Raw genomic sequence first — 17,242 nt, forward strand, 5'->3', positions numbered from 1 at the left:
AAAGTGGCTCTTCCCTAGAATTGCGAACAATCAAGGAGTAAAGTCTGCCCAACGGGTCCGCTCCCGCAAGTTCCAGCCGGCAAGAAGCGGCTGTTCGTCGCTTGGTCGAGAAAGTCGTTCGCTTGGGAATCGATCGAAGCGGGCAAGTCTCGTCGATCCAAGGGAGTCCACGCGTGGCGAAGTCGACCAAGGACATGTTCGACCCCCAGAAATTTCTCGCCAAGGTGGGCACCGGTAAAGCCATTCTGACGTTTCGCAAGAACCAGCTTGTGTTTCAGCAAGGCGACCCTGCTGACTCAGTGTTCTACATTCAAAGCGGCAAGGTCAAGCTGACGGTCGTTTCGGAGCAGGGCAAAGAAGCAGTCGTCGCCATTCTCGAGCCCGGTCAGTTCTTCGGCGAGGGGTGCATGAATGGTCACCCTCTGCGGATATCGACGACAACGGCGATGGAAGATTGCGTCATCACATCGATAACCAGAGAATCGATGATGTCGGCTATTCGTGACGAGCCGAAATTCTCCCAGCTGTTCATTTCGTATCTCTTGACCCGAACTAGCCGGATCGAGGAGGACCTGATCGACCAGCTATTCAATTCCAGCGAACGGCGGCTTGCTCGTCTGCTGTTGCTCCTCGCCAATTTCGGCAAGGAAGGCAGTCCGCAGCCGATCAGCGCGAGCATCAATCAGGAGACATTGGCTGAAATGATCGGAACGACACGATCGCGGGTCAGCTATTTCATGAACAAGTTTCGAAGATTGGGGCTCATCAGTTATAACGGCCACATCGAAGTCCACAACTCGTTGTTGAGTGCGGTGTTGCACGAGAAGCCTGTGCTGAGAGAGCGCGACTAGAGGGACCGTCCCAAGCGACGGCCCCAGAGCGTGGGGGCGCAATGAGGCCGTCATTTCCTCGGATGCTTTGGGGGGCGTTTGCATCCGGTCGTGCTTACCAAGTTGCGCCACCGACATTCGTTCCGGCAGAGGCCCAACTCGGTTTCGTACTGACAAATCCCGTCGCAAGTCCGCGATCATTTCTCCAGGCGATTCAGGGTTCAGACTCGCTGTATCCTGTGCTCAGGAAGAAGGGATCTCGTCGGTCCACACTTTGAAGCTGACCAAGGTGTTGGGGCCAAACGTCTGGGTAATCGGCACGTCGGCAGCGTCACGTCCTTGAGAAATCAGCACACGTCCAATCCGGGGGACGTTGTTGCGTGGATCGAATGTGTACCAACGCCCGCCGATATAGGCTTCGAACCATCCCGCGAAGTCCCCTGGGGCATAAGGGGGAGGCATACCAATGTCGCCGAGATAGCCGGTGCAGTATCTGGCGGGAATGTTCATGCAGCGACAGAACGTGACGGCCAGATGCGCGAAGTCCCGGCACACGCCCTTGCGCTCGTTGAAGACGTCCCGGGCCGTCTTGGTTGCGTGCGCGTGCTCATAGCCGAATTCAATGTGATTGTGAACGAAATCACAGATCGCCTGAACACGAGCCCATCCGGGCGAGACCTTCTCGAAGAGTTTCCACGCGACATCGGACAGCTGGTCGGTTTCGCAATAGCGGCTGCCGAGCAGATACACGATCGTCTCTGCCGGCAAGTCCTCGATCGCGTGTTGGGAAGCCGAGGGCACAACGACGTCCGGCAAGCCGGTGTCGCGAACGATCCCGTCAGCCGCCAGGCGCATTCGACCCGCTGGCGCAACGATGCGGCTGCACCAGTTACCGAAGCCGTCACGATAGGGGACGATCGCAACTGAGGGCGTGGTGGCCAGATAATCGGGGACGATAACGTCCGATGCCCGGGAAAAATGAACGCCCAGGACCATGATCATGGGTGTCGGCTGCGGAAAGTCGTAGATCATCTCATAGCCAACCCGGATCTTCACTCGGCGTCCTCCATAGTCGACCAACCTGCGGCGGCTACTTCGATCGCAAGTGTCGATACAGCGCGGCGCTGGAAAAGTTCCAACGCGTTGGCAGACGGCGTGTTCCTGTCAGTTCATTGAGCAGCATTAAGACAGAGCTGACGTCGTTTTGACGTTCACGTCCACGTCCATCCCAAGCTCATCCTCGCGAGTTCCCCAATAACTACCAAACAGGGGAATAGCTTGGCTCGGGACCCTGGCCACCGCCACGCGGATCAGATCTCGGTTTCCGACGATCCCATTGGTCGGATCGAACTCGACCCAGCCGGAGCCGGGGACGTAAATCTGACACCAGGCATGAGTGGCTCCCCCGCCCAGCCAGGCAGGACCATCGCGATCCGGTACGTAGATATAGCCGGTGATAAAGCGTGCGGCGAAACCCAGGCTTCGCGCGGCTTCAATCATCAAGACGGCAAAGTCCCGACAGCTGCCCTTCCTGCGTTCAAGTGTCGTGGAGGGACTTTGCGTTCCTGGCGCCGTGCGGCGGTCATATGCAAAGCCATCCGAGATTGCTTCATTGAGGGTCATCAGGACCTGGCCCGTACGGCGTCTGGTCCCGCGCACGAGAAACGTGTCCAGCCATCGACCGAGATGATCTTCCGGGTCCGAGAACCATCTTTGAACATAGGGTGCCAAGTCCGGCGCCTCATCATCCTGATACGCAAATGGATGGTCTTTCGCGTGGTCCTCAATTCTGAAGTCGGGCGCATTCTCCGGCGTGTGGTCGACCTTGATGATACACTCGAATCGCAAGTAGTCGCGGTCACAGCCAAACTCGACCTGCGCAACACAATTCCCGAAGACGTCGTGCAGCCACCTCACCTCCGAGGGCGCGGGCGTCACATCGAGCGAGAAATCAATCAGTCGCTGGTCGAAACTGTCGCGCGGGCGCGCCATCAATTGATGTCGGCCCAGCCTGACCGCACGCCGGTACCGATATGTTGTGACATGCCGGACGAGGAAGATCGCCATGATATCGCCGATCGACGAGTAGGTGGGGGCTCGCTCGCTGGCCGCTTGACGGGGAGAGCCGGACGATGGTGGGTCCTCTCACGCCTCGGGCGTGGCCCATCATCCTACGAATACCAGCTTTGATCTGCCAAGCCTGGAGCGGCTTACCATAGAACTCGCTGCAAGGGGGAAGATCGATGCTCGGCGGGTTCAATTTCTCGGACATCAGGATGACGTCGATTGCCGGCCACCGTCTACGCACGGTATGCGCAAGGCCTATGCCGTCCATGCTGCCCGGCAGCTGGATGTCGGCGCAAACGAGCGCGATGTCGGATCTGGAGCTCAGGATTGCGAGGGCTTCGTCGGTATCCAGCGCTTCCAACGGCGTGTAGCCGGCGTCTTCCACCATGCCAATTGCGCGCATGCGGAGCACCATCTCGTCTTCTACGACGAGAACGATGGCTGGACTGCGTGACGGACCGAACGTCATCGGTAACTCTCCGCAATGCGGGTGCGAGTTGATACTAGGTATCTCGTCCCCCGATGGCTGCCTCGCTGGGGTATCCCTCGTGCTGCTGAAATGGTCCATCATGCAGAGACTTTTGGCGCTGGCGGCGCGGGCCCGCGCAGGCGAGCAACTACCACTGAATGAGCACCGCACCAGCGATCACAAGCGCGAAGAAGATCGGCAGCAGGACCGGCGGTACCAGCCACTCGCGGAGTCCGAATTTGGAGATGTTCGACATATTGACCGCCTCTTGGTCGCGGCGGGAGCACGATGCTCTCAGTCACCGATAACAGCCGTGAACTCGCGGTGATATTCGAGATATAATGCCCATCCGCGGAATAACGAGGTCAAGCAGAACTATTTGCTGTGACAGGGGCGAGCAGGGTTGTAGTTCGCTTTCAACGTAGCCACTTAGGGGTTGGCGCAATCGCCTTAACGCTCTTTCCCCCGCGCCATGCTTGGCCGTTGCGAGCGTCGATGCAGATCGGCCATCGGCCATCGACCGGCGCAAAATCGAATAAGTCGGCAAGGAAGTCTCCTTCACCGACAACTGATCGGCCCCGACCATATGATCGAGTTTCCAAACCATAGCCGTTCATACGACCGCACGCGGCGTGCCGTACGATTCTGGGGACACGACAGCGCTATCGAGGCATCGTTTTTCATCGACGAAGATGCGCTGAAGCGAATTCAACCAGATGCCGGTTACGATGAAACGGGCTTTCTCCGCGTGTTCGATTGCAATCGCGACTTGATATGCGCCGCCGCTGCCAAGGTGTACGTCCGCGGCAGTAGGGGCTCTTACGATTTGGTCGCCGGTAATTTTTGAACCGCTTTCGGTTTCTGAGGGCTTCGCTTTATCTGCGAGACTGCTCAACGCATGCCGAAACGTCGGTCCTTCAGTCTGAAAAGATCATCGCTGAATCGCCTCTATGGGCGACCAAGCGGCGCGGCAGGCGACGTTGGTCCTGATCAGGTTGGGTTGGGCACGCGTCATCGCTGTGGCGGGCCATCTGCACAATTCCGTTTTTCGGAATAGCGAACTCCCGATCCCAACAAGAATGCCAACAAACTGAGCGGCTGCAGTGAATTTTTGCGTGTGTTTTCAGCGCGGTGCGAAAGTTTCCCTGAAAATTCGGCGCCACGCCGGCTGCGTAAGTTATTGTTTATCTTTTCGTTCTGGTGCCCCTGGCCGGAATCGAACCAGCACTCCTTGCGGAACTCGATTTTGAGTCGAGCGCGTCTACCAGTTCCGCCACAGGGGCCCTCGGTCGGTCCCAGAACAGGGGCCTCGCGAAGCCGGCGGACTATAGCCATGGACAAAGCGAGGTCAACCCGCGCCAAAGTGATCCCGGCCGTTCTCGACAGCCGCATGGGCGGGGGTTAGAGCCTTACAGCGCGACCCATCCAGACGAGGCTGCCGTGACCACCCAGAGTGCCGCAATACCTGCGTTCAAGCAGGCCAGCCCGAGCCCCGCTCTGACCGCCGCGCTTCTCGTCACACTGATTGCGGTGGCCACGATCGCGGGCGCCTGGTTCTTCCAACTCGTGCTGGGGATCGTGCCGTGTCCGCTCTGCCTCGAGCAGCGCTACGCCTATTATCTCGCGATCCCGCTCGGCTTGCTTATCGCGCTTGCCGCCAAGAGCGGCGCGCCGCGGCCGCTGCTGCTCGCCGGCCTTGCGATCCTCGCGCTGGCGACGCTCGCCAATGCCGGCCTCGGCACTTATCACTCCGGCGTCGAATGGGGGTTCTGGAAGGGACCGACCGACTGCTCCGGCCCCGTCATCAATCTCGGCAGCGCCGCTGATCTGCTATCGAAGCTCGATACCGTGAAGGTGGTGCGCTGCGACGAGGTGCAATGGCGCTTCCTCGGCCTTTCGCTCGCCGGCTACAACGTGCTGATCTCGCTGTTGATGGCCGCGATCGCCGCGTGGGGATTTGTGGCGACGGCGAAGCGCTAACGGTCAATCGTCCACATCGTCCTGCGTGCGCCCGAACAGGTGCACGATGCCCGGCGTCGCGATCGTCACGAACACGAAGCGCGACAGGTGATGAGCGCCGACGAAGATCGGGTCGATGTGCAGCGTGAGCGCGAGGGCCAGCATCGCGTCCATCGCGCCCGGCGCGAAGGCGACGACGACGTCTGAAAACTTCACCTGCGTGGTGAGCGCGACGATGCCGACGAAGATGGCCGAGACGGCAATCGCCACGGCAAACGAGCCCAGTGCCGCATTGATGTGGCCCGCGAGCGTCTTGATCCGCATCCGCGCAAAGCGGCTGCCGATCAGGGCGCCGATGCCGATCAGTGCCACGCCGCGCACCCAGTTCGGCAGGCCGCCATCGACCCAGCCCGCCCCATGCAGCACGCTGGAGCCGATCATCGCGCCGAACATCCAGCTTGCCGGAAATTTTATGAGCCGCAGCACGAGCGCCGCAGCGAGCGAGGCGGCAACCAGCTCGACGAGGTCGAGCGGCGAGGCGATCGCTGTTGTCAACGACGGTGCCACGGAAGGCGCCACGCCCGCGATGGCCAGCACCATCGGCAGTGCCGCAGTGAGGATGATGACGCGCATGGTCTGCACCACGGCGATGCCCGGCAGGTCGGCGCCGCGCTCGACCGCCAAAATCGTGATCTGCGACAGCGCGCCGGGGCTGCCGGCAAGGAAAGCCGAGGTGCGGTCCCAGCCATGGATGCGCTGGAGGTAGTAGCTCGAGCCGAAGGTCGAGCAGAAGGTCGCGAGCGCGAGCAGCCCGATGGTGAGGGGATAGGCGCTGACCTGTTGAAGCAGATGGCGCGAGACGACCGAGCCCAGCGAGATGCCGAGCAGCACCAGTACGGTCTGGGTCAGGATCGGCGGCAACATCAATTTGCGCCCGGCGATCGCGGCGATCCCGACCGCGATCATCGAGCCCGAGATCAGCCCGCCGGGAAGGCCCGCAAGCAGAAATGCCAGGCCGCCCGCGGTGCCGATGACGAGTGTCTCCACCGTGCTCAAGATATTGGCACGGCTTGGCAATTCGAACGGCAGGGAGGCGGTGATTTGCTTCACACCACCTTATTGCAAATCAGCAAGAGGCGCACAATTGCAGGCTCGTCATGCCGCAATGCGCGCGCCCCTCACTATCGCGAACCGTAGTGTGACGGATTTACTTCTTGTCGGCGGCGGCCGGCGCGGCGGTGCCGGCCTTCGCGCTCTTGATGCACTCCGAGCGGAATTTCTTGCGCTCCTTGCCGTGCAGGCCCTTGGCGTCGGCTTGCTTGGAGCATTCGAGCGACTCGGCCGAGTGCTCCTTCGGCGCCTTCTTGTCGGTGGGGGCGGCTGTCGTGGTCTTGGCGTCGGTCTTGGCCGCCGGCGCAGCGGTCTGCGCGAAGGCGGTGCCGGTTGCGAGCAGGGAGGCGAGAGCGACGGCGGCGAGGCGAGAGGTGAAGGTCATGGTGTTGCACTCTTCTTGAGAGAATGGCGGAGGGTTGGGAACGTCGGCTCGTGTTGCTGAACGCGACATGAATAATCTGAACAGGGGGGATCACTATATTTTGGAGGCGGGTGCCATCGCTTCCTTGTCGCAACTCGCCGGCACGCTAGGATAGCAGTCCTCGGTTCACCTTCCCCCGGGGGAAGACCAAGGAGGAGACAAGGATGACCATTCAATCAAAATTGTTGTGTGCAGTTGCGGTGTCGGGATTTGCCGCACTGGTGGCGGCCGCGCCGGCGCAGGCTTTGACCTCGCAGGAGTGCAGCGCGAAATATCAGGCCGCCAAGAAGGACGGCTCGCTCGGTACCACGAAGTGGAATGACTTCCGTAAGGCCCAGTGCGGTGCGGATGCCACGCCCGCTGCTGCGCCGACCGCGGCCGCTCCGGCGGCGCCCGCCGCTCCCGCCGAGCCGAAGGCGGCTGCGAAGAAGGAGGCTGCCCCTGCGGCTGCGCCCGCGCCGACCATGCCCATGGGCAACGCGGTCTTCCCGAACGCGGTCGATCCGAAATACGCCAAGGAGACCGCCGGCAAGGCCCGCCTCCACACCTGCGTCGACCAGTACAACGCCAACAAGACCACCAACGGCAATGGCGGCATGAAGTGGATCGAGAAGGGCGGCGGCTACTACAGCGAATGCAACAAGAAGCTGAAGGGCGCCGCCTGAGCTTCGACATGATGCGATGGCCGGAGCAAGGCTCCGGCCTCTTGCTTTAGCCCAGCAGCTTCTCGGCCGATTTCGCCACGAGCTGTGATCGCTTGCGTGGACCGCGCTCGACGAACAGCAGGCTCTGGCCGAAGATGAAGCAATAGAACAGGAAGGCCTGCGCGTCGGCCTCCTCGGCCTCGAGGCCGGTCGCGCGATAGAGCTCGGCGACGTGCCTGAGCCGCGCCGCATCCACGCTTGCCACCGCCGCCGCCGCGTTCTCGTCCGAGCGGGCCCATTGCCGGATGGCGAGCTCGATCGCCATGCCCTCTGGATTGAGCCGCTCGGAATAGAGCTGGATCATAGCCTTCAGCCGCTCGCGGGGCGCCTCGCCGTCGAGGCTCGTCTGCTGCGCGATCGACGCTGCGCGCCCCTCGCGCCAGCGTTCCAGCATGGCCTCGAGCAGCGCGGCGCGGTCGGCGAAGCGGCGGTAGAAGCCGCCCTTGGTGACGCCGAGATTCTTGGCCAGCACCTCGACCCGCACCCCTTCGACCCCCGAGCGGGCAAGCTCGGTAAACCCCGCCTCGACCCAGGCATCGCCCTTGCCGTCGCTCATGAAGGAAGCCTCACCGGTTCTTGATACGGTGCCGTATTGCTAGCGCGGCGAGGCCCTGATACGCTACCGTATCAATACGCAAAAAGGGCAGGGAGAAACGGCGATGGACCAGGAGGCGACCTATCGCGGCACGGTGTATCCGTGGCAGTGCGATCACGTCGGCCACATGAACATCATGTGGTATGTCGGCAAGTTCGATGAGGCCAACTGGAATCTGTTCGCCCGCCTCGGGCTGACGCCGAGCTATCTGCGCTCCTCCGGCCGAGGCATGGCCGCCGTGCAGCAGAACATCAGCTACAAGCGCGAGCTGCTCGCAGGCGACATCGTCGAGATCCGTAGCCATCTGCTCGAGATCCGCGACAAATCGATCCGCTTCCGCCACGACATGACGAATGCCGAGACCGGCGAGATGGCCGCGATTTGCGAGATCATCGGCGTGCACATGGACCGCGAGTTGCGGAAATCAGCGCCGTTCGCGGACGCAATCCGCCAAACCGCTTTGAGGTATCTCACCGAGCCGGCCGAGGCCTGAGCCATGACCGCGTTCGAGCCGAAGAATCCGGGCTATCGTGCGTCGGCCATCGCCATGTTCGAGGGACAGCCGGCGATGCACACGCTCGGCGTCGTGATCGTCCGCCTGGCGCCGGGCGAGGCCGAGCTGGCGATGCTGCATTCGCCAGCTTTCACGCAGCAAAACGGTTTTGTTCATGCCGGCATCATCACTGCGGGGCTGGACAATGCCTGCGGCGTTGCCGCCTTCACCCTGATGCCGCGCGAGGCTGACATCCTCACCGTCGAGTTCAAGACCACGCTGCTCGCACCCGCCCAAGGCGAGCGCTTCGTCTTCAAGGCCGAGGTGGTCAAGCCCGGCCGTACGCTGACCTTCTGCGAGGCCAAGGCCTTTGCCGAGCACGAGGGCAAGACCAGGCTGATCGCCACCATGACCGGAACGTTGATGGCGATGCTGCCACGCGGGGCACCGCAGACGCCGCGCACGTCCCCTGCGATGCGCGGCGATTGACAAGCCTGCCGTCGCATTCCTTGATGCGGCGGTCATGCTTGCAAGTCTCGGTCTCATTCTGCTCTGCCAGTTGATCGGCGAAGTGGTCGTGCACGGTCTCGGCCTGCCGCTGCCGGGTCCCGTGCTCGGCCTGCTGTTGCTCCTGATCCTGCTGCTTGCCCGCGACCGTTTTTCGCTGCTCGCGCGCGGCCCCTTGTGCAACGACGGCGTCGAGACGGCGAGCAGGGGCCTGCTCGCGCATCTGTCGCTGCTGTTCGTGCCGGCCGGCGTCGGCGTCGTGCAGAAGCTCGACCTGCTCGCATCCCACGGCATTGCCATCATCCTGGTGCTCGCGCTCTCGGTGGTCGTCACCCTGCTCGCGACCGTGCTCACCTTCCGCCTCGTCAGCCGCCTGTTGAAGCAACAGGACGCGTAATGAAGGACAACCCGTTCTCGCTCTGGGTCTATCTCTCGCAGTCGCCGCTGCTCTGGCTGACCGTCACGCTGCTGGTCTATGCCGGCACGGATGCGGTGTCGCTGGCGACGCGGCGGCATCCATTCGCCAATCCCGTGCTGCATGCGATGTGGATCATCGGCGCGTTCCTGCTTCTGACCGGCACCTCCTACACGACCTATTTCGCCGGCGCGCAGTTCGTGCATTTCCTGTTGGGGCCCGCCACTGTCGCGCTGGCCGTGCCGCTCTACGAGAATCGCAAGCGCGTGGTTGCCTCCGTCGTGCCCATGCTGGTGGCGCTGGTCGCCGGATCGGTCACTGCTGTGGTGTCGGTGGTGCTGCTGGCCGAGCTCGCCGGGCTTCCGCGCGACGTGGTGCTGTCGCTGGCGCCGAAATCGGTCACGGCAGGTGTTGCCATGGGCATCGCCGAATCCCTGCACGCCGATCCTTCGCTGGCGGCGGTCGCGGTCATCCTCACCGGCATCATGGGCGCCATCATCGTGACGCCGCTGATGAACCGGACCGGCGTCACGGATTACCGCGCGCGCGGCTTTGCGGCCGGCCTTGCCGCGCACGGCATCGGCACTGCCCGGGCGTTCCAGGTCGACGAGATCGCCGGGGTCTTTTCCGGTATCGCCATGAGCCTGAATGCTTTGGTGACGTCGTTCCTGGTCCCCCTGGCGGTCACGCTGCTGGTGCGATGACATTGCCGCTGCGACGCTCTATACGATCCGTAACAATTCGCGGTCCCGACCCGTATTGGCGGGAGATGGGACCGAAACGGGACGAGATATGGCTACATTTCTGAAGAAGGGCCTTGTGCCGACGCGCCGCGCCGCACTGACGCTGATCGGGGCGGGTGCCCTCGCCGCGGGCGGGATCACCCTGGCGCGGGCCGCCACCGACGATGACGAAGTGCTGACCGAAGCCAAGGTGCTGCGAGACCCCGACGTTCCCGTCGCCGGCAATCCCGACGGCAACATCAGCATCATCGAATGGTCCGACTACAATTGTCCCTATTGCCGCAAGCTCGAGCCTGAGCTGCGCCAGGTCATCCAGGATGACGGCAAGGTGCGGCTGGTGATGAAGGACTGGCCGGTCCTCGGGCCGGTTTCGGTTACCGCCGCCCGGATCGCCCTCGCGGCGAAATATCAGGACAAGTACCACAAGGCCCATGACGCCATGATGGGCGTAAGCTCGCGCCTGACCGAGCCGCGTATCGACGAGTTGCTCGCGGCTGCCGGCGTCGACATGGACCGGTTGAAGCGCGATCTCACCGACCATGCCAAGGACATCGACGCGGTCCTCAAGCGCAACAACGAGCAGGCCGAAGCCTTCGGCTTCCGCGGCACGCCGTCCTTCATCGTCGGCAAGTACCGCGTGCCCGGCGTTCTCAGCATGGCCGAATTCGAGCAGGTCATCGCGGACGCCCGCAAGGCCAAGATGAACTGAGACGCGCAGCTGCGCTATCACAGCCAGCGCAAAGGCGCCGCCGCGGACCCGCGACGGCGCCTTGTTCATGTCTGGCCGGTCGAAAATTACTTCGACGAAATCCGGACCCAGTCCTTGTGCGCGCGATCTTGCAGCGCATTCCAGTCGGCCTTCGCGACATCCCAGTTCACGATGGTGCGATTGGCGGCCGCGACCTCGCCATTGGCGACCGACGACGTCTGCATGGAGTCATAGACATAGACGCCGCAGCCGAGCAGCAGCGCACCCAAAATCATTCCGAAAAAAGTCTGCATGGCGAACCTCCGGTGACGGGCGATAACGTCGGCCCGAAGCGATGGTTCCGCGGCCATGCGGCGCATCTAAGGAGAGCTTGTTCATTCTCCATTCAGCCATTGCAACAGCTCCGCATTGATCTCGCGCGGATAGGTGTGGCTGAGATCGTCGATCTCGCGATAGGTGACGTTTGCGCCGGCGGCGGAGAGCGCAGCTTGCGTCTGCCGCGCGGTCTGCACCGGAAACATCCAGTCGAGCTTGCCGTGAGTGATGAAGATGGGCAGGTCCTGCAGGCGCGCGGCGTCCGCCATCTCGGCCATCAGTGGATGGAAGGTCGCTGACACCGGTGCGAGATGCGTGAAGGGCGAGGCGCCATCGAGGCCGGAGACGTAGCTGAAGGTGCCGCCATCGCTCATGCCCGTCAGCAGCATGCGCGAGGCGTCGATGGTCCAGCGGCTGCGCACGGTCTCGAGGATGCGCATCAGGTTCGGCGTGTCCGCGTCATCGCCCATCAGTGCCCAGGTGGGTCCGGTCGCCGTCGGCGCCACCAGGATCGCGCCGAGGCTGCGGGCATCGCGCAGCCAGCTCCACAGGAAGCCGCGTCCGTTGCCGCTGCCGCCATGCAGCGCCATCACCAGCGGCCAAGTCCGATCGGGCGAATAATATTCGGGGACGTAGACCGAGAAGCCGCCGCGGCTGCCGGGCTCGTTGTGGTCGTGGAAGATGCCGGTATTTTCGCTCGCGCCGACCTCCAGCCGCGACAGCAGATCGTCATTCCCGCGATTGGCGGCGTTGAGAAAGAAATTGCTCACCGGCGGAAACTGCAGCGCCAGCGGATAAAGTGCCTCCTGCGCGCGCGGTACGTGGCGCAGCGCGCGGAAGACGGCGACGAGATCGCCGTTGCCGCGCTCGACCTCGCGCATGCCGGCAAAGGCGGCGAGGGTTTCAGTGCAGGCGCGGTCGAGCCGCTCGCGTAGGCCCGCGAACTGCTCCGGCCACTGTCCAATCGCTGTGTATGCCGCTTGCAGCGCCTCGTCCGGCGCATCGATCGTATTCATCACCGACGCGAAGGCCGGCGGATGCAGATGGCGGACGAAGAAGCCGAGCGCTTCAAGCGCGTTCAGCAACGGCGGCAGCACGGTCACGATGTCGTCAACGACGGCCTCGGTCATCGCCGCTTCCTTAGCGTCAGTTCGGTGGCGTCAGTGCAGCTTCGGCGCCTTGAGCAGCTTGAAGCGATCGGTCGAGGTCACCGTGACGTCGAAGGTGACGCCTTCATGATGCACGGTGAGCGGCACGTCGACGCCGGCAGCGCCGAGCCCCCACATCTTCTTGTAGAAGCCGGTCTGGCTCGTGACTTTCTCGCCGTCGACCGCGAGGATGACGTCACCGGTCTTGAGCTCGGCGCGGGCGGCCGGGCCGTTGGCGGAGATCCCGATCACCACCACGCGGTTGTCGATCTCCGTCGAATAGAGCCCGAGCCAAGGTCGGGAGGGCTTGTTGACGCGGCCGAACTTGCGCAGATCGTCGAGGATCGGCTTCAACAGGTCGATCGGCACGATCATGTTGACGTGCTCGGCCTTGTCGTCGCGTTCGCGCTCCAGCTGGAGCGAGCCGATGCCGATCAGCTCGCCGCGCGCGTTGAGTAGCGCCGTTCCGCCCCAGTTCGGATGCGCGGGATAGGTGAAGACGGCCTCGTCCAGCAGGTACTCCCAATAGCCGGCGAATTCCTGCTTGGCCACGATCTGGCTCGCGACCGAGCGCGTGCGACCGCCGGCACCGCCGACCACGACGCGGTCGCCGATCCCGGTGTTCGCCGAATTGCCGAGCGGCAAGGGCTCGACGTCGAGATGACCGAGCGCCTGCACCAGGCCAAAACCGGTGACGGAATCGAAGCCGAGGGCATGCCCCTCGACGACGCGCCCGTCGGCGAGGTGCAGCCATACGGATTCCGCTTCGGTGATGAGATAGCCGATGGTGAGCACCAGCCCGTCGTCGATCACGACGCCGTTGCCGGCGCGTTCGGTGCCCAGCGTCTCGGCGCTGAAGGCGTCCGGCGGGATGATGGCGTGCAGGCCGACCACGGATGCGAGCGCGCGGTCGAGATCGAAACCGTAATCGCTCGCACGCGGCTGATTGGCCGGCGGCACTCTCCATTCGGTCAAGGCGGGCATGGAGTTCTCCTGGCTGAGTGCAACGCCCTGCCGTGGCTAGCGGAACGACGCGCGAAGCACGCATAATTTAGGCCGTAGGAGGCCGTCTTGAAAGCCTCGTTCCCAACTATTCCAGAGAGCGGCGTGTGAAATCCTGGAAAGGCATGGGAACGCCTGCATAGGCGGCAAGCTGCCGCTGAATTCGGCGGGCCCCACCGCATGGCTGCTGTCCGGCGAGGTGCTAGGCGGGCTGCAATGAAGCTGCTAACCATTGCCGCTTCGTTTGACCAAGGGATCACGGACCGAAGCATGGACAACCGCAGCGACATCTGGCGTGGCGTCGACACGATCAAGGCACGTTTCATCGACCTCAGCGACAAGGTCTGGGGCATGCCCGAAGTGTGCTACACTGAGGCGCGCTCCGCCGCCGAGCATCTCGCCGAATTGCGCCACCAGGGTTTCCGCATCACCGAGAAGGTGGCGGGCATTCCGACTGCTGTGATGGGCGAATGGGGCGAGGGCGGACCGGTCATCGCCTTCATGGGTGAATATGACGCGCTGCCGGGCCTCAGCCAGGAGGCGGGCGTCGCCGAGCACCGGCCGGTCGAGACCGGCGGCCATGGTCATGGCTGCGGTCACAACCTGCTTGGCTCTGCCGCGCTGCTTGCCGCAACCGCGATGAAGGACTGGCTCGCCGAGAACAAGGTGCCGGGCCGTGTGCGTTATTACGGCTGCCCCGCGGAAGAAGGCGGCGCGGCAAAGGCCTTCATGGTGCGCTCGGGTGCATTCGAAGATACCGACATCGCCATCACCTGGCATCCGCACAGTTTTTGGGAAGTGGCGGTGACGCCATCGCTCGCCAATACGCGCGCCGACTTCATCTTCACCGGCCGAACTTCGCATGCCGCGGCCTCGCCGCATCTCGGCCGCTCCGCGCTGGATGCGGTGGAGTTGATGAATGTCGGCGTGAACTACATGCGCGAGCACATGCCGAGCGATGCCCGCGTGCACTACGCGCTGCTCGATACCGGCGGCATCGCCCCCAACGTGGTGCAGGCCCATGCGCGCGTGCGCTATTCGATCCGCGCCCGTGACCTTCCCGGCATGAACGAGCTGGTCGGGCGTGTCAGCAAGATCGCAGAGGGCGCGGCCTTGATGACCGAGACCAAGGTCGAGATGAAGATCATCTCGGCGGTCTCCAACATCCTGCCGAATACGCCGCTGGAGCAGGCGCTGCATCGGGTCATGGAAGAGCTCGGACCGCCGCATTTCGACGATGCTGACAAGAGCTTCGCGAGCCAGATCCGCGCGACCCTGACCGATAAGGACATCGCGTCGATCTACTATGCCATCGGCATGGAGCCGACCGATCGGCCGCTGGCCGACTTCCTGGTGCCTCTCGATGCCAAGCGCAACCCGCTGGTCGGCTCGACCGACGTCGGTGACGTGAGCTGGGTGGTGCCGACCGTGCAGGTTCACGCACCGACGGTTGCAATCGGCACGCCCTTCCACACCTGGCAGGTGGTGGCGCAGGGCAAGAGCCCACACGCCCACAAGGCGATGGTGCAGGCAGCCAAGGCGATGGCCGGTATCGGCATCAAGGCGTTGACGGATCCGGAGCTGATCAAGGCCGCGAAGGCGGACCTCGCGCGACGGACGGCCAAGACACCGTATGTCTGTCCGCTGCCGGACCACGTCGCGCCGCCATTGAATATGTCCGTGGCGTAGAATTCCGTCTCGATACTTCGTCTGATCCGGCGAACAAATTTTCCGCAGTGCAACGTGGGTTTCGGCGCATTTTGACGCCGGATTGCCGAACGCTTGGGCTGCGGAACGCGGTTTTGCCCAACGGACAGCCAGAACACCGTTTGCATACACACGGTCGCAGTTGACGGGCGGCCTATTCAGTGTGCCATCTACTGCCGAACAAAACCCGGTGGCCGCCTCGCGGCCGCCTGCATCCATACGGGAACCAGACGGGGACAACCATGCTGGATAAAGAACTGCGTTCGATGATCGGTGACGTGAAGGGCGGGCGGATGGATCGCCGTGCCTTCATCCAGCGTCTGGCTGCCGTCGGTCTCACCGCACCCCTCGCCAACCAGATCCTCGCGCTTGGCGGCGTCGCCATGGCGGAAGGTGTCCAGACCTACAAGCCGACCAAGCGCGGCGGCGGCGGTGCGCTGAAGCTGCTGTGGTGGCAGGGCCCGACCCTGCTCAATCCGCATTTCGCCACCGGCACCAAGGACCAGGACGGCTCGCGCCTGTTCTATGAACCGCTCGCCTGCTGGGATCCGGACGGCAATATGAAGCTGGTTCTGGCGGCCGAGATCCCCTCGGTCCAGAACGGACTCCTCGCGGCTGACGGAACGTCGGTGACCTGGAAGCTGAAGCCCGGCGTGAAATGGCACGACGGCAATCCGTTCTCGGCCGACGACGTCGTCTTTACCTGGGAATACGTTAAGGATCCGGCCACTGCGACCGTGACGATCGCGACCTATCGCGACCTCAAGGTTGAGAAAATCGACGATCTCACCGTCAAGATCACCTTCGCGCAGCCGACGCCGTTCTGGGCCGATGCCTTCGTCGGCGCCGGTGCTGGCCAGATCCTGCCGAAGCATCTGTTCGCCGAGTATATCGGCTCGAAATCCCGAGAAGCCCCGGCCAACCTCGCGCCGGTGGGCACCGGTCCCTACAAGTTCGTCGAGTTCAAGCCCGGCGATCTCATCCGCGGCGTGATCAATCCCGACTATCACATGGCGAACCGTCCCTATTTCGATACGATCGAGATGAAGGGTGGCGGCGACGCCGTCTCGGCGGCGCGCGCGGTGATCCAGACCGGCGAATATGACTTCGGATGGAACATCCAGGTCGAGGACGATGTGCTGCTGCGCCTGGAGAAGGGCGGCAAGGGCAAGACCATTTACGCCGTGGGCGGCGACACCGAGTTCATCGCGCTCAACTTCACCGATCCGAATGTCGAGGTCGACGGCGAGCGCTCCTCGATGAAGACCAAGCATCCGCTGTTCTCCGATCCGGCGGTGCGCAAAGCACTGTCGATGCTGGTCGACCGCGAGTCCATCAAGAAGGCGATTTACGGCCGCGCCGGCCGCACCACCGCCAACTTCCTCAATGGTCCGGAAAAGTTCGTCTCCAAGAACACCACCTGGGAGTTCAGCATCGAGAAGGCCTCGAAGCTGCTCGATGACGCCGGCTGGAAGGCCGGCGCCGACGGTATCCGCGAGAAGGACGGCAAGAGGCTGAAGCTCTTGTACCAGACCTCGATCAACGGTCCGCGTCAGAAGACCCAGGCGATCGTCAAGCAGGCGTGCCAGAAGGCCGGCATCGACGTCGAGCTGAAGTCGGTCGTGGCCTCGGTGTTCTTCTCCTCCGACGTCGCCAATCCCGACACTTATCCCAAGTTCTACGCCGACCTCGAGATGTTCCAGATCCCGCTGAGCCAGCCGGATCCGTCGCAGCACATGCGTCGCTACCTCTCGACCAGCGTCGCAACCAAAGAGAACAAGTGGCAGGGCACCAACTTCCCGCGCTGGGTCAACAAGGACTATGACGCCGCGATCAATGCGGCGGACAAGGAAATGGATCCGATCAAGCGCGCCGCCCTGTACATCAAATGCAACGACCTGCTGTGGGAAGAGACCGTCTTCATCCCGGCGATGCATCGCCTGAAGGTGGAGGCCGCCGCGAACACGCTACGTCCGGTGATCTCGGGCTGGGCCAACGAAACCGACAACATCTTCGACTGGTACCGCGAGGAATGATCCCCCAAT

20 protein-coding genes and 1 tRNA gene are annotated in these 17,242 nt (G+C 63.0%); 11 read left to right on the forward strand and 10 right to left on the reverse strand.

The window, feature by feature from the left end:
- The first annotated feature begins 173 nt into the window (after positions 1-173).
- Positions 174-851 (forward strand): Crp/Fnr family transcriptional regulator, encoded by a 678-nt coding sequence (locus tag B5V03_RS15260; RefSeq protein ID WP_129271090.1) that lies wholly within the window; start codon positions 174-176, stop codon positions 849-851.
- A 222-nt stretch (positions 852-1,073) separates the two neighbouring features.
- Here the strand turns inward: B5V03_RS15260 and B5V03_RS15265 are convergent, their stop codons facing one another.
- The 3 genes from B5V03_RS15265 to B5V03_RS42315 all read right to left on the reverse strand — a co-directional run bounded on the left by B5V03_RS15265 (position 1,074) and on the right by B5V03_RS42315 (position 3,468).
- Positions 1,074-1,886 carry a transglutaminase-like domain-containing protein gene (locus tag B5V03_RS15265; RefSeq protein WP_129271091.1) on the reverse strand — a complete coding sequence of 271 codons (813 nt, stop codon included), beginning with the start codon at positions 1,884-1,886 and terminating at the stop codon, positions 1,074-1,076.
- 126 nt (positions 1,887-2,012) lie between these two features.
- Positions 2,013-2,897, reverse strand: coding sequence for a transglutaminase family protein (locus B5V03_RS15270; protein WP_129271092.1), 885 nt, complete (start codon positions 2,895-2,897; stop codon positions 2,013-2,015).
- Positions 2,782-3,468, reverse strand: coding sequence for a response regulator (locus B5V03_RS42315; RefSeq protein ID WP_349643392.1), 687 nt, complete (start codon positions 3,466-3,468; stop codon positions 2,782-2,784). Before B5V03_RS42315 ends, B5V03_RS15270 begins: the two co-directional genes overlap by 116 nt.
- A gap of 484 nt (positions 3,469-3,952) precedes the next feature.
- On the opposite strand from B5V03_RS42315, the gene B5V03_RS15280 reads away from it, so the two are divergent.
- Entirely contained in the window at positions 3,953-4,213 is a 261-nt protein-coding gene (locus B5V03_RS15280; RefSeq protein ID WP_028140608.1) for a DUF1488 domain-containing protein, read from the forward strand.
- Positions 4,214-4,564: 351 nt separating this feature from the next.
- Here B5V03_RS15280 and B5V03_RS15285 read toward each other — a convergent pair.
- Positions 4,565-4,649, reverse strand: a tRNA-Leu gene (locus B5V03_RS15285).
- 157 nt (positions 4,650-4,806) lie between these two features.
- On the opposite strand from B5V03_RS15285, the gene B5V03_RS15290 reads away from it, so the two are divergent.
- Positions 4,807-5,346 (forward strand): disulfide bond formation protein B, encoded by a 540-nt coding sequence (locus tag B5V03_RS15290; protein ID WP_129271093.1) that lies wholly within the window; start codon positions 4,807-4,809, stop codon positions 5,344-5,346.
- 3 nt (positions 5,347-5,349) lie between these two features.
- On the opposite strand, the gene B5V03_RS15295 is transcribed toward B5V03_RS15290, so the two are convergent.
- Together B5V03_RS15295 and B5V03_RS15300 are read right to left on the reverse strand one after the other, a co-directional pair.
- Positions 5,350-6,435: an AbrB family transcriptional regulator gene (locus B5V03_RS15295; protein ID WP_129271094.1), complete on the reverse strand. Its 1,086-nt coding sequence runs from the start codon at positions 6,433-6,435 to the stop codon at positions 5,350-5,352.
- A 97-nt stretch (positions 6,436-6,532) separates the two neighbouring features.
- The gene (locus tag B5V03_RS15300; RefSeq protein ID WP_129271095.1) at positions 6,533-6,820 is read right to left on the reverse strand and encodes a PsiF family protein; all 288 of its coding nucleotides are present in this window, start codon (positions 6,818-6,820) and stop codon (positions 6,533-6,535) included.
- Between the two features lie 203 nt (positions 6,821-7,023).
- Here B5V03_RS15300 and B5V03_RS15305 point away from each other — a divergent pair, with 203 nt between their 5' ends.
- Positions 7,024-7,524, forward strand: coding sequence for a hypothetical protein (locus B5V03_RS15305; protein ID WP_129271096.1), 501 nt, complete (start codon positions 7,024-7,026; stop codon positions 7,522-7,524).
- Between the two features lie 46 nt (positions 7,525-7,570).
- Here B5V03_RS15305 and B5V03_RS15310 read toward each other — a convergent pair whose 3' ends face one another.
- A complete protein-coding gene (locus B5V03_RS15310; RefSeq protein ID WP_129271097.1) occupies positions 7,571-8,119 on the reverse strand; it encodes a TetR/AcrR family transcriptional regulator in 549 nt (182 codons plus the stop codon).
- 103 nt (positions 8,120-8,222) lie between these two features.
- Here B5V03_RS15310 and B5V03_RS15315 point away from each other — a divergent pair, with 103 nt between their 5' ends.
- The 5 genes from B5V03_RS15315 (at position 8,223) to B5V03_RS15335 (ending at position 11,025) form a co-directional block, all read left to right on the forward strand.
- Entirely contained in the window at positions 8,223-8,651 is a 429-nt protein-coding gene (locus B5V03_RS15315; protein WP_129271098.1) for an acyl-CoA thioesterase, read from the forward strand.
- A gap of 3 nt (positions 8,652-8,654) precedes the next feature.
- Positions 8,655-9,140 carry a PaaI family thioesterase gene (locus tag B5V03_RS15320; protein ID WP_129271099.1) on the forward strand — a complete coding sequence of 162 codons (486 nt, stop codon included), beginning with the start codon at positions 8,655-8,657 and terminating at the stop codon, positions 9,138-9,140.
- A 34-nt stretch (positions 9,141-9,174) separates the two neighbouring features.
- Positions 9,175-9,555 (forward strand): CidA/LrgA family protein, encoded by a 381-nt coding sequence (locus tag B5V03_RS15325; RefSeq protein ID WP_129271100.1) that lies wholly within the window; start codon positions 9,175-9,177, stop codon positions 9,553-9,555.
- The gene (locus B5V03_RS15330) at positions 9,555-10,277 is read left to right on the forward strand and encodes an LrgB family protein (protein ID WP_129271101.1); all 723 of its coding nucleotides are present in this window, start codon (positions 9,555-9,557) and stop codon (positions 10,275-10,277) included. Before B5V03_RS15325 ends, B5V03_RS15330 begins: the two co-directional genes overlap by 1 nt.
- 88 nt (positions 10,278-10,365) lie before the next feature.
- Positions 10,366-11,025 carry a DsbA family protein gene (locus tag B5V03_RS15335; protein WP_164988015.1) on the forward strand — a complete coding sequence of 220 codons (660 nt, stop codon included), beginning with the start codon at positions 10,366-10,368 and terminating at the stop codon, positions 11,023-11,025.
- 86 nt (positions 11,026-11,111) lie between these two features.
- Here B5V03_RS15335 and B5V03_RS15340 read toward each other — a convergent pair whose 3' ends face one another.
- The 3 genes from B5V03_RS15340 to B5V03_RS15350 all read right to left on the reverse strand — a co-directional run bounded on the left by B5V03_RS15340 (position 11,112) and on the right by B5V03_RS15350 (position 13,472).
- The gene (locus B5V03_RS15340; RefSeq protein ID WP_129271103.1) at positions 11,112-11,318 is read right to left on the reverse strand and encodes a hypothetical protein; all 207 of its coding nucleotides are present in this window, start codon (positions 11,316-11,318) and stop codon (positions 11,112-11,114) included.
- Positions 11,319-11,399: 81 nt separating this feature from the next.
- On the reverse strand, positions 11,400-12,470 hold the full coding sequence (locus B5V03_RS15345; RefSeq protein WP_129271104.1) for a phospholipase: 1,071 nt from the start codon (positions 12,468-12,470) through the stop codon (positions 11,400-11,402).
- A 30-nt stretch (positions 12,471-12,500) separates the two neighbouring features.
- Positions 12,501-13,472 (reverse strand): S1C family serine protease, encoded by a 972-nt coding sequence (locus B5V03_RS15350; protein ID WP_129271105.1) that lies wholly within the window; start codon positions 13,470-13,472, stop codon positions 12,501-12,503.
- A 288-nt stretch (positions 13,473-13,760) separates the two neighbouring features.
- Between B5V03_RS15350 and B5V03_RS15355 the strand changes: the two genes are divergently transcribed.
- On the forward strand, positions 13,761-15,179 hold the full coding sequence (locus tag B5V03_RS15355) for a M20 family metallopeptidase (RefSeq protein ID WP_164988016.1): 1,419 nt from the start codon (positions 13,761-13,763) through the stop codon (positions 15,177-15,179).
- Between the two features lie 260 nt (positions 15,180-15,439).
- Complete coding sequence (locus tag B5V03_RS15360) at positions 15,440-17,233, forward strand: peptide ABC transporter substrate-binding protein (protein ID WP_129271107.1); 1,794 nt, start codon at positions 15,440-15,442, stop codon at positions 17,231-17,233.
- The last annotated feature ends 9 nt before the right edge of the window (positions 17,234-17,242 follow it).

Source organism: Bradyrhizobium betae, from assembly GCF_004123905.1.
GTDB classification, from domain to species: domain Bacteria; phylum Pseudomonadota; class Alphaproteobacteria; order Rhizobiales; family Xanthobacteraceae; genus Bradyrhizobium; species Bradyrhizobium betae_A.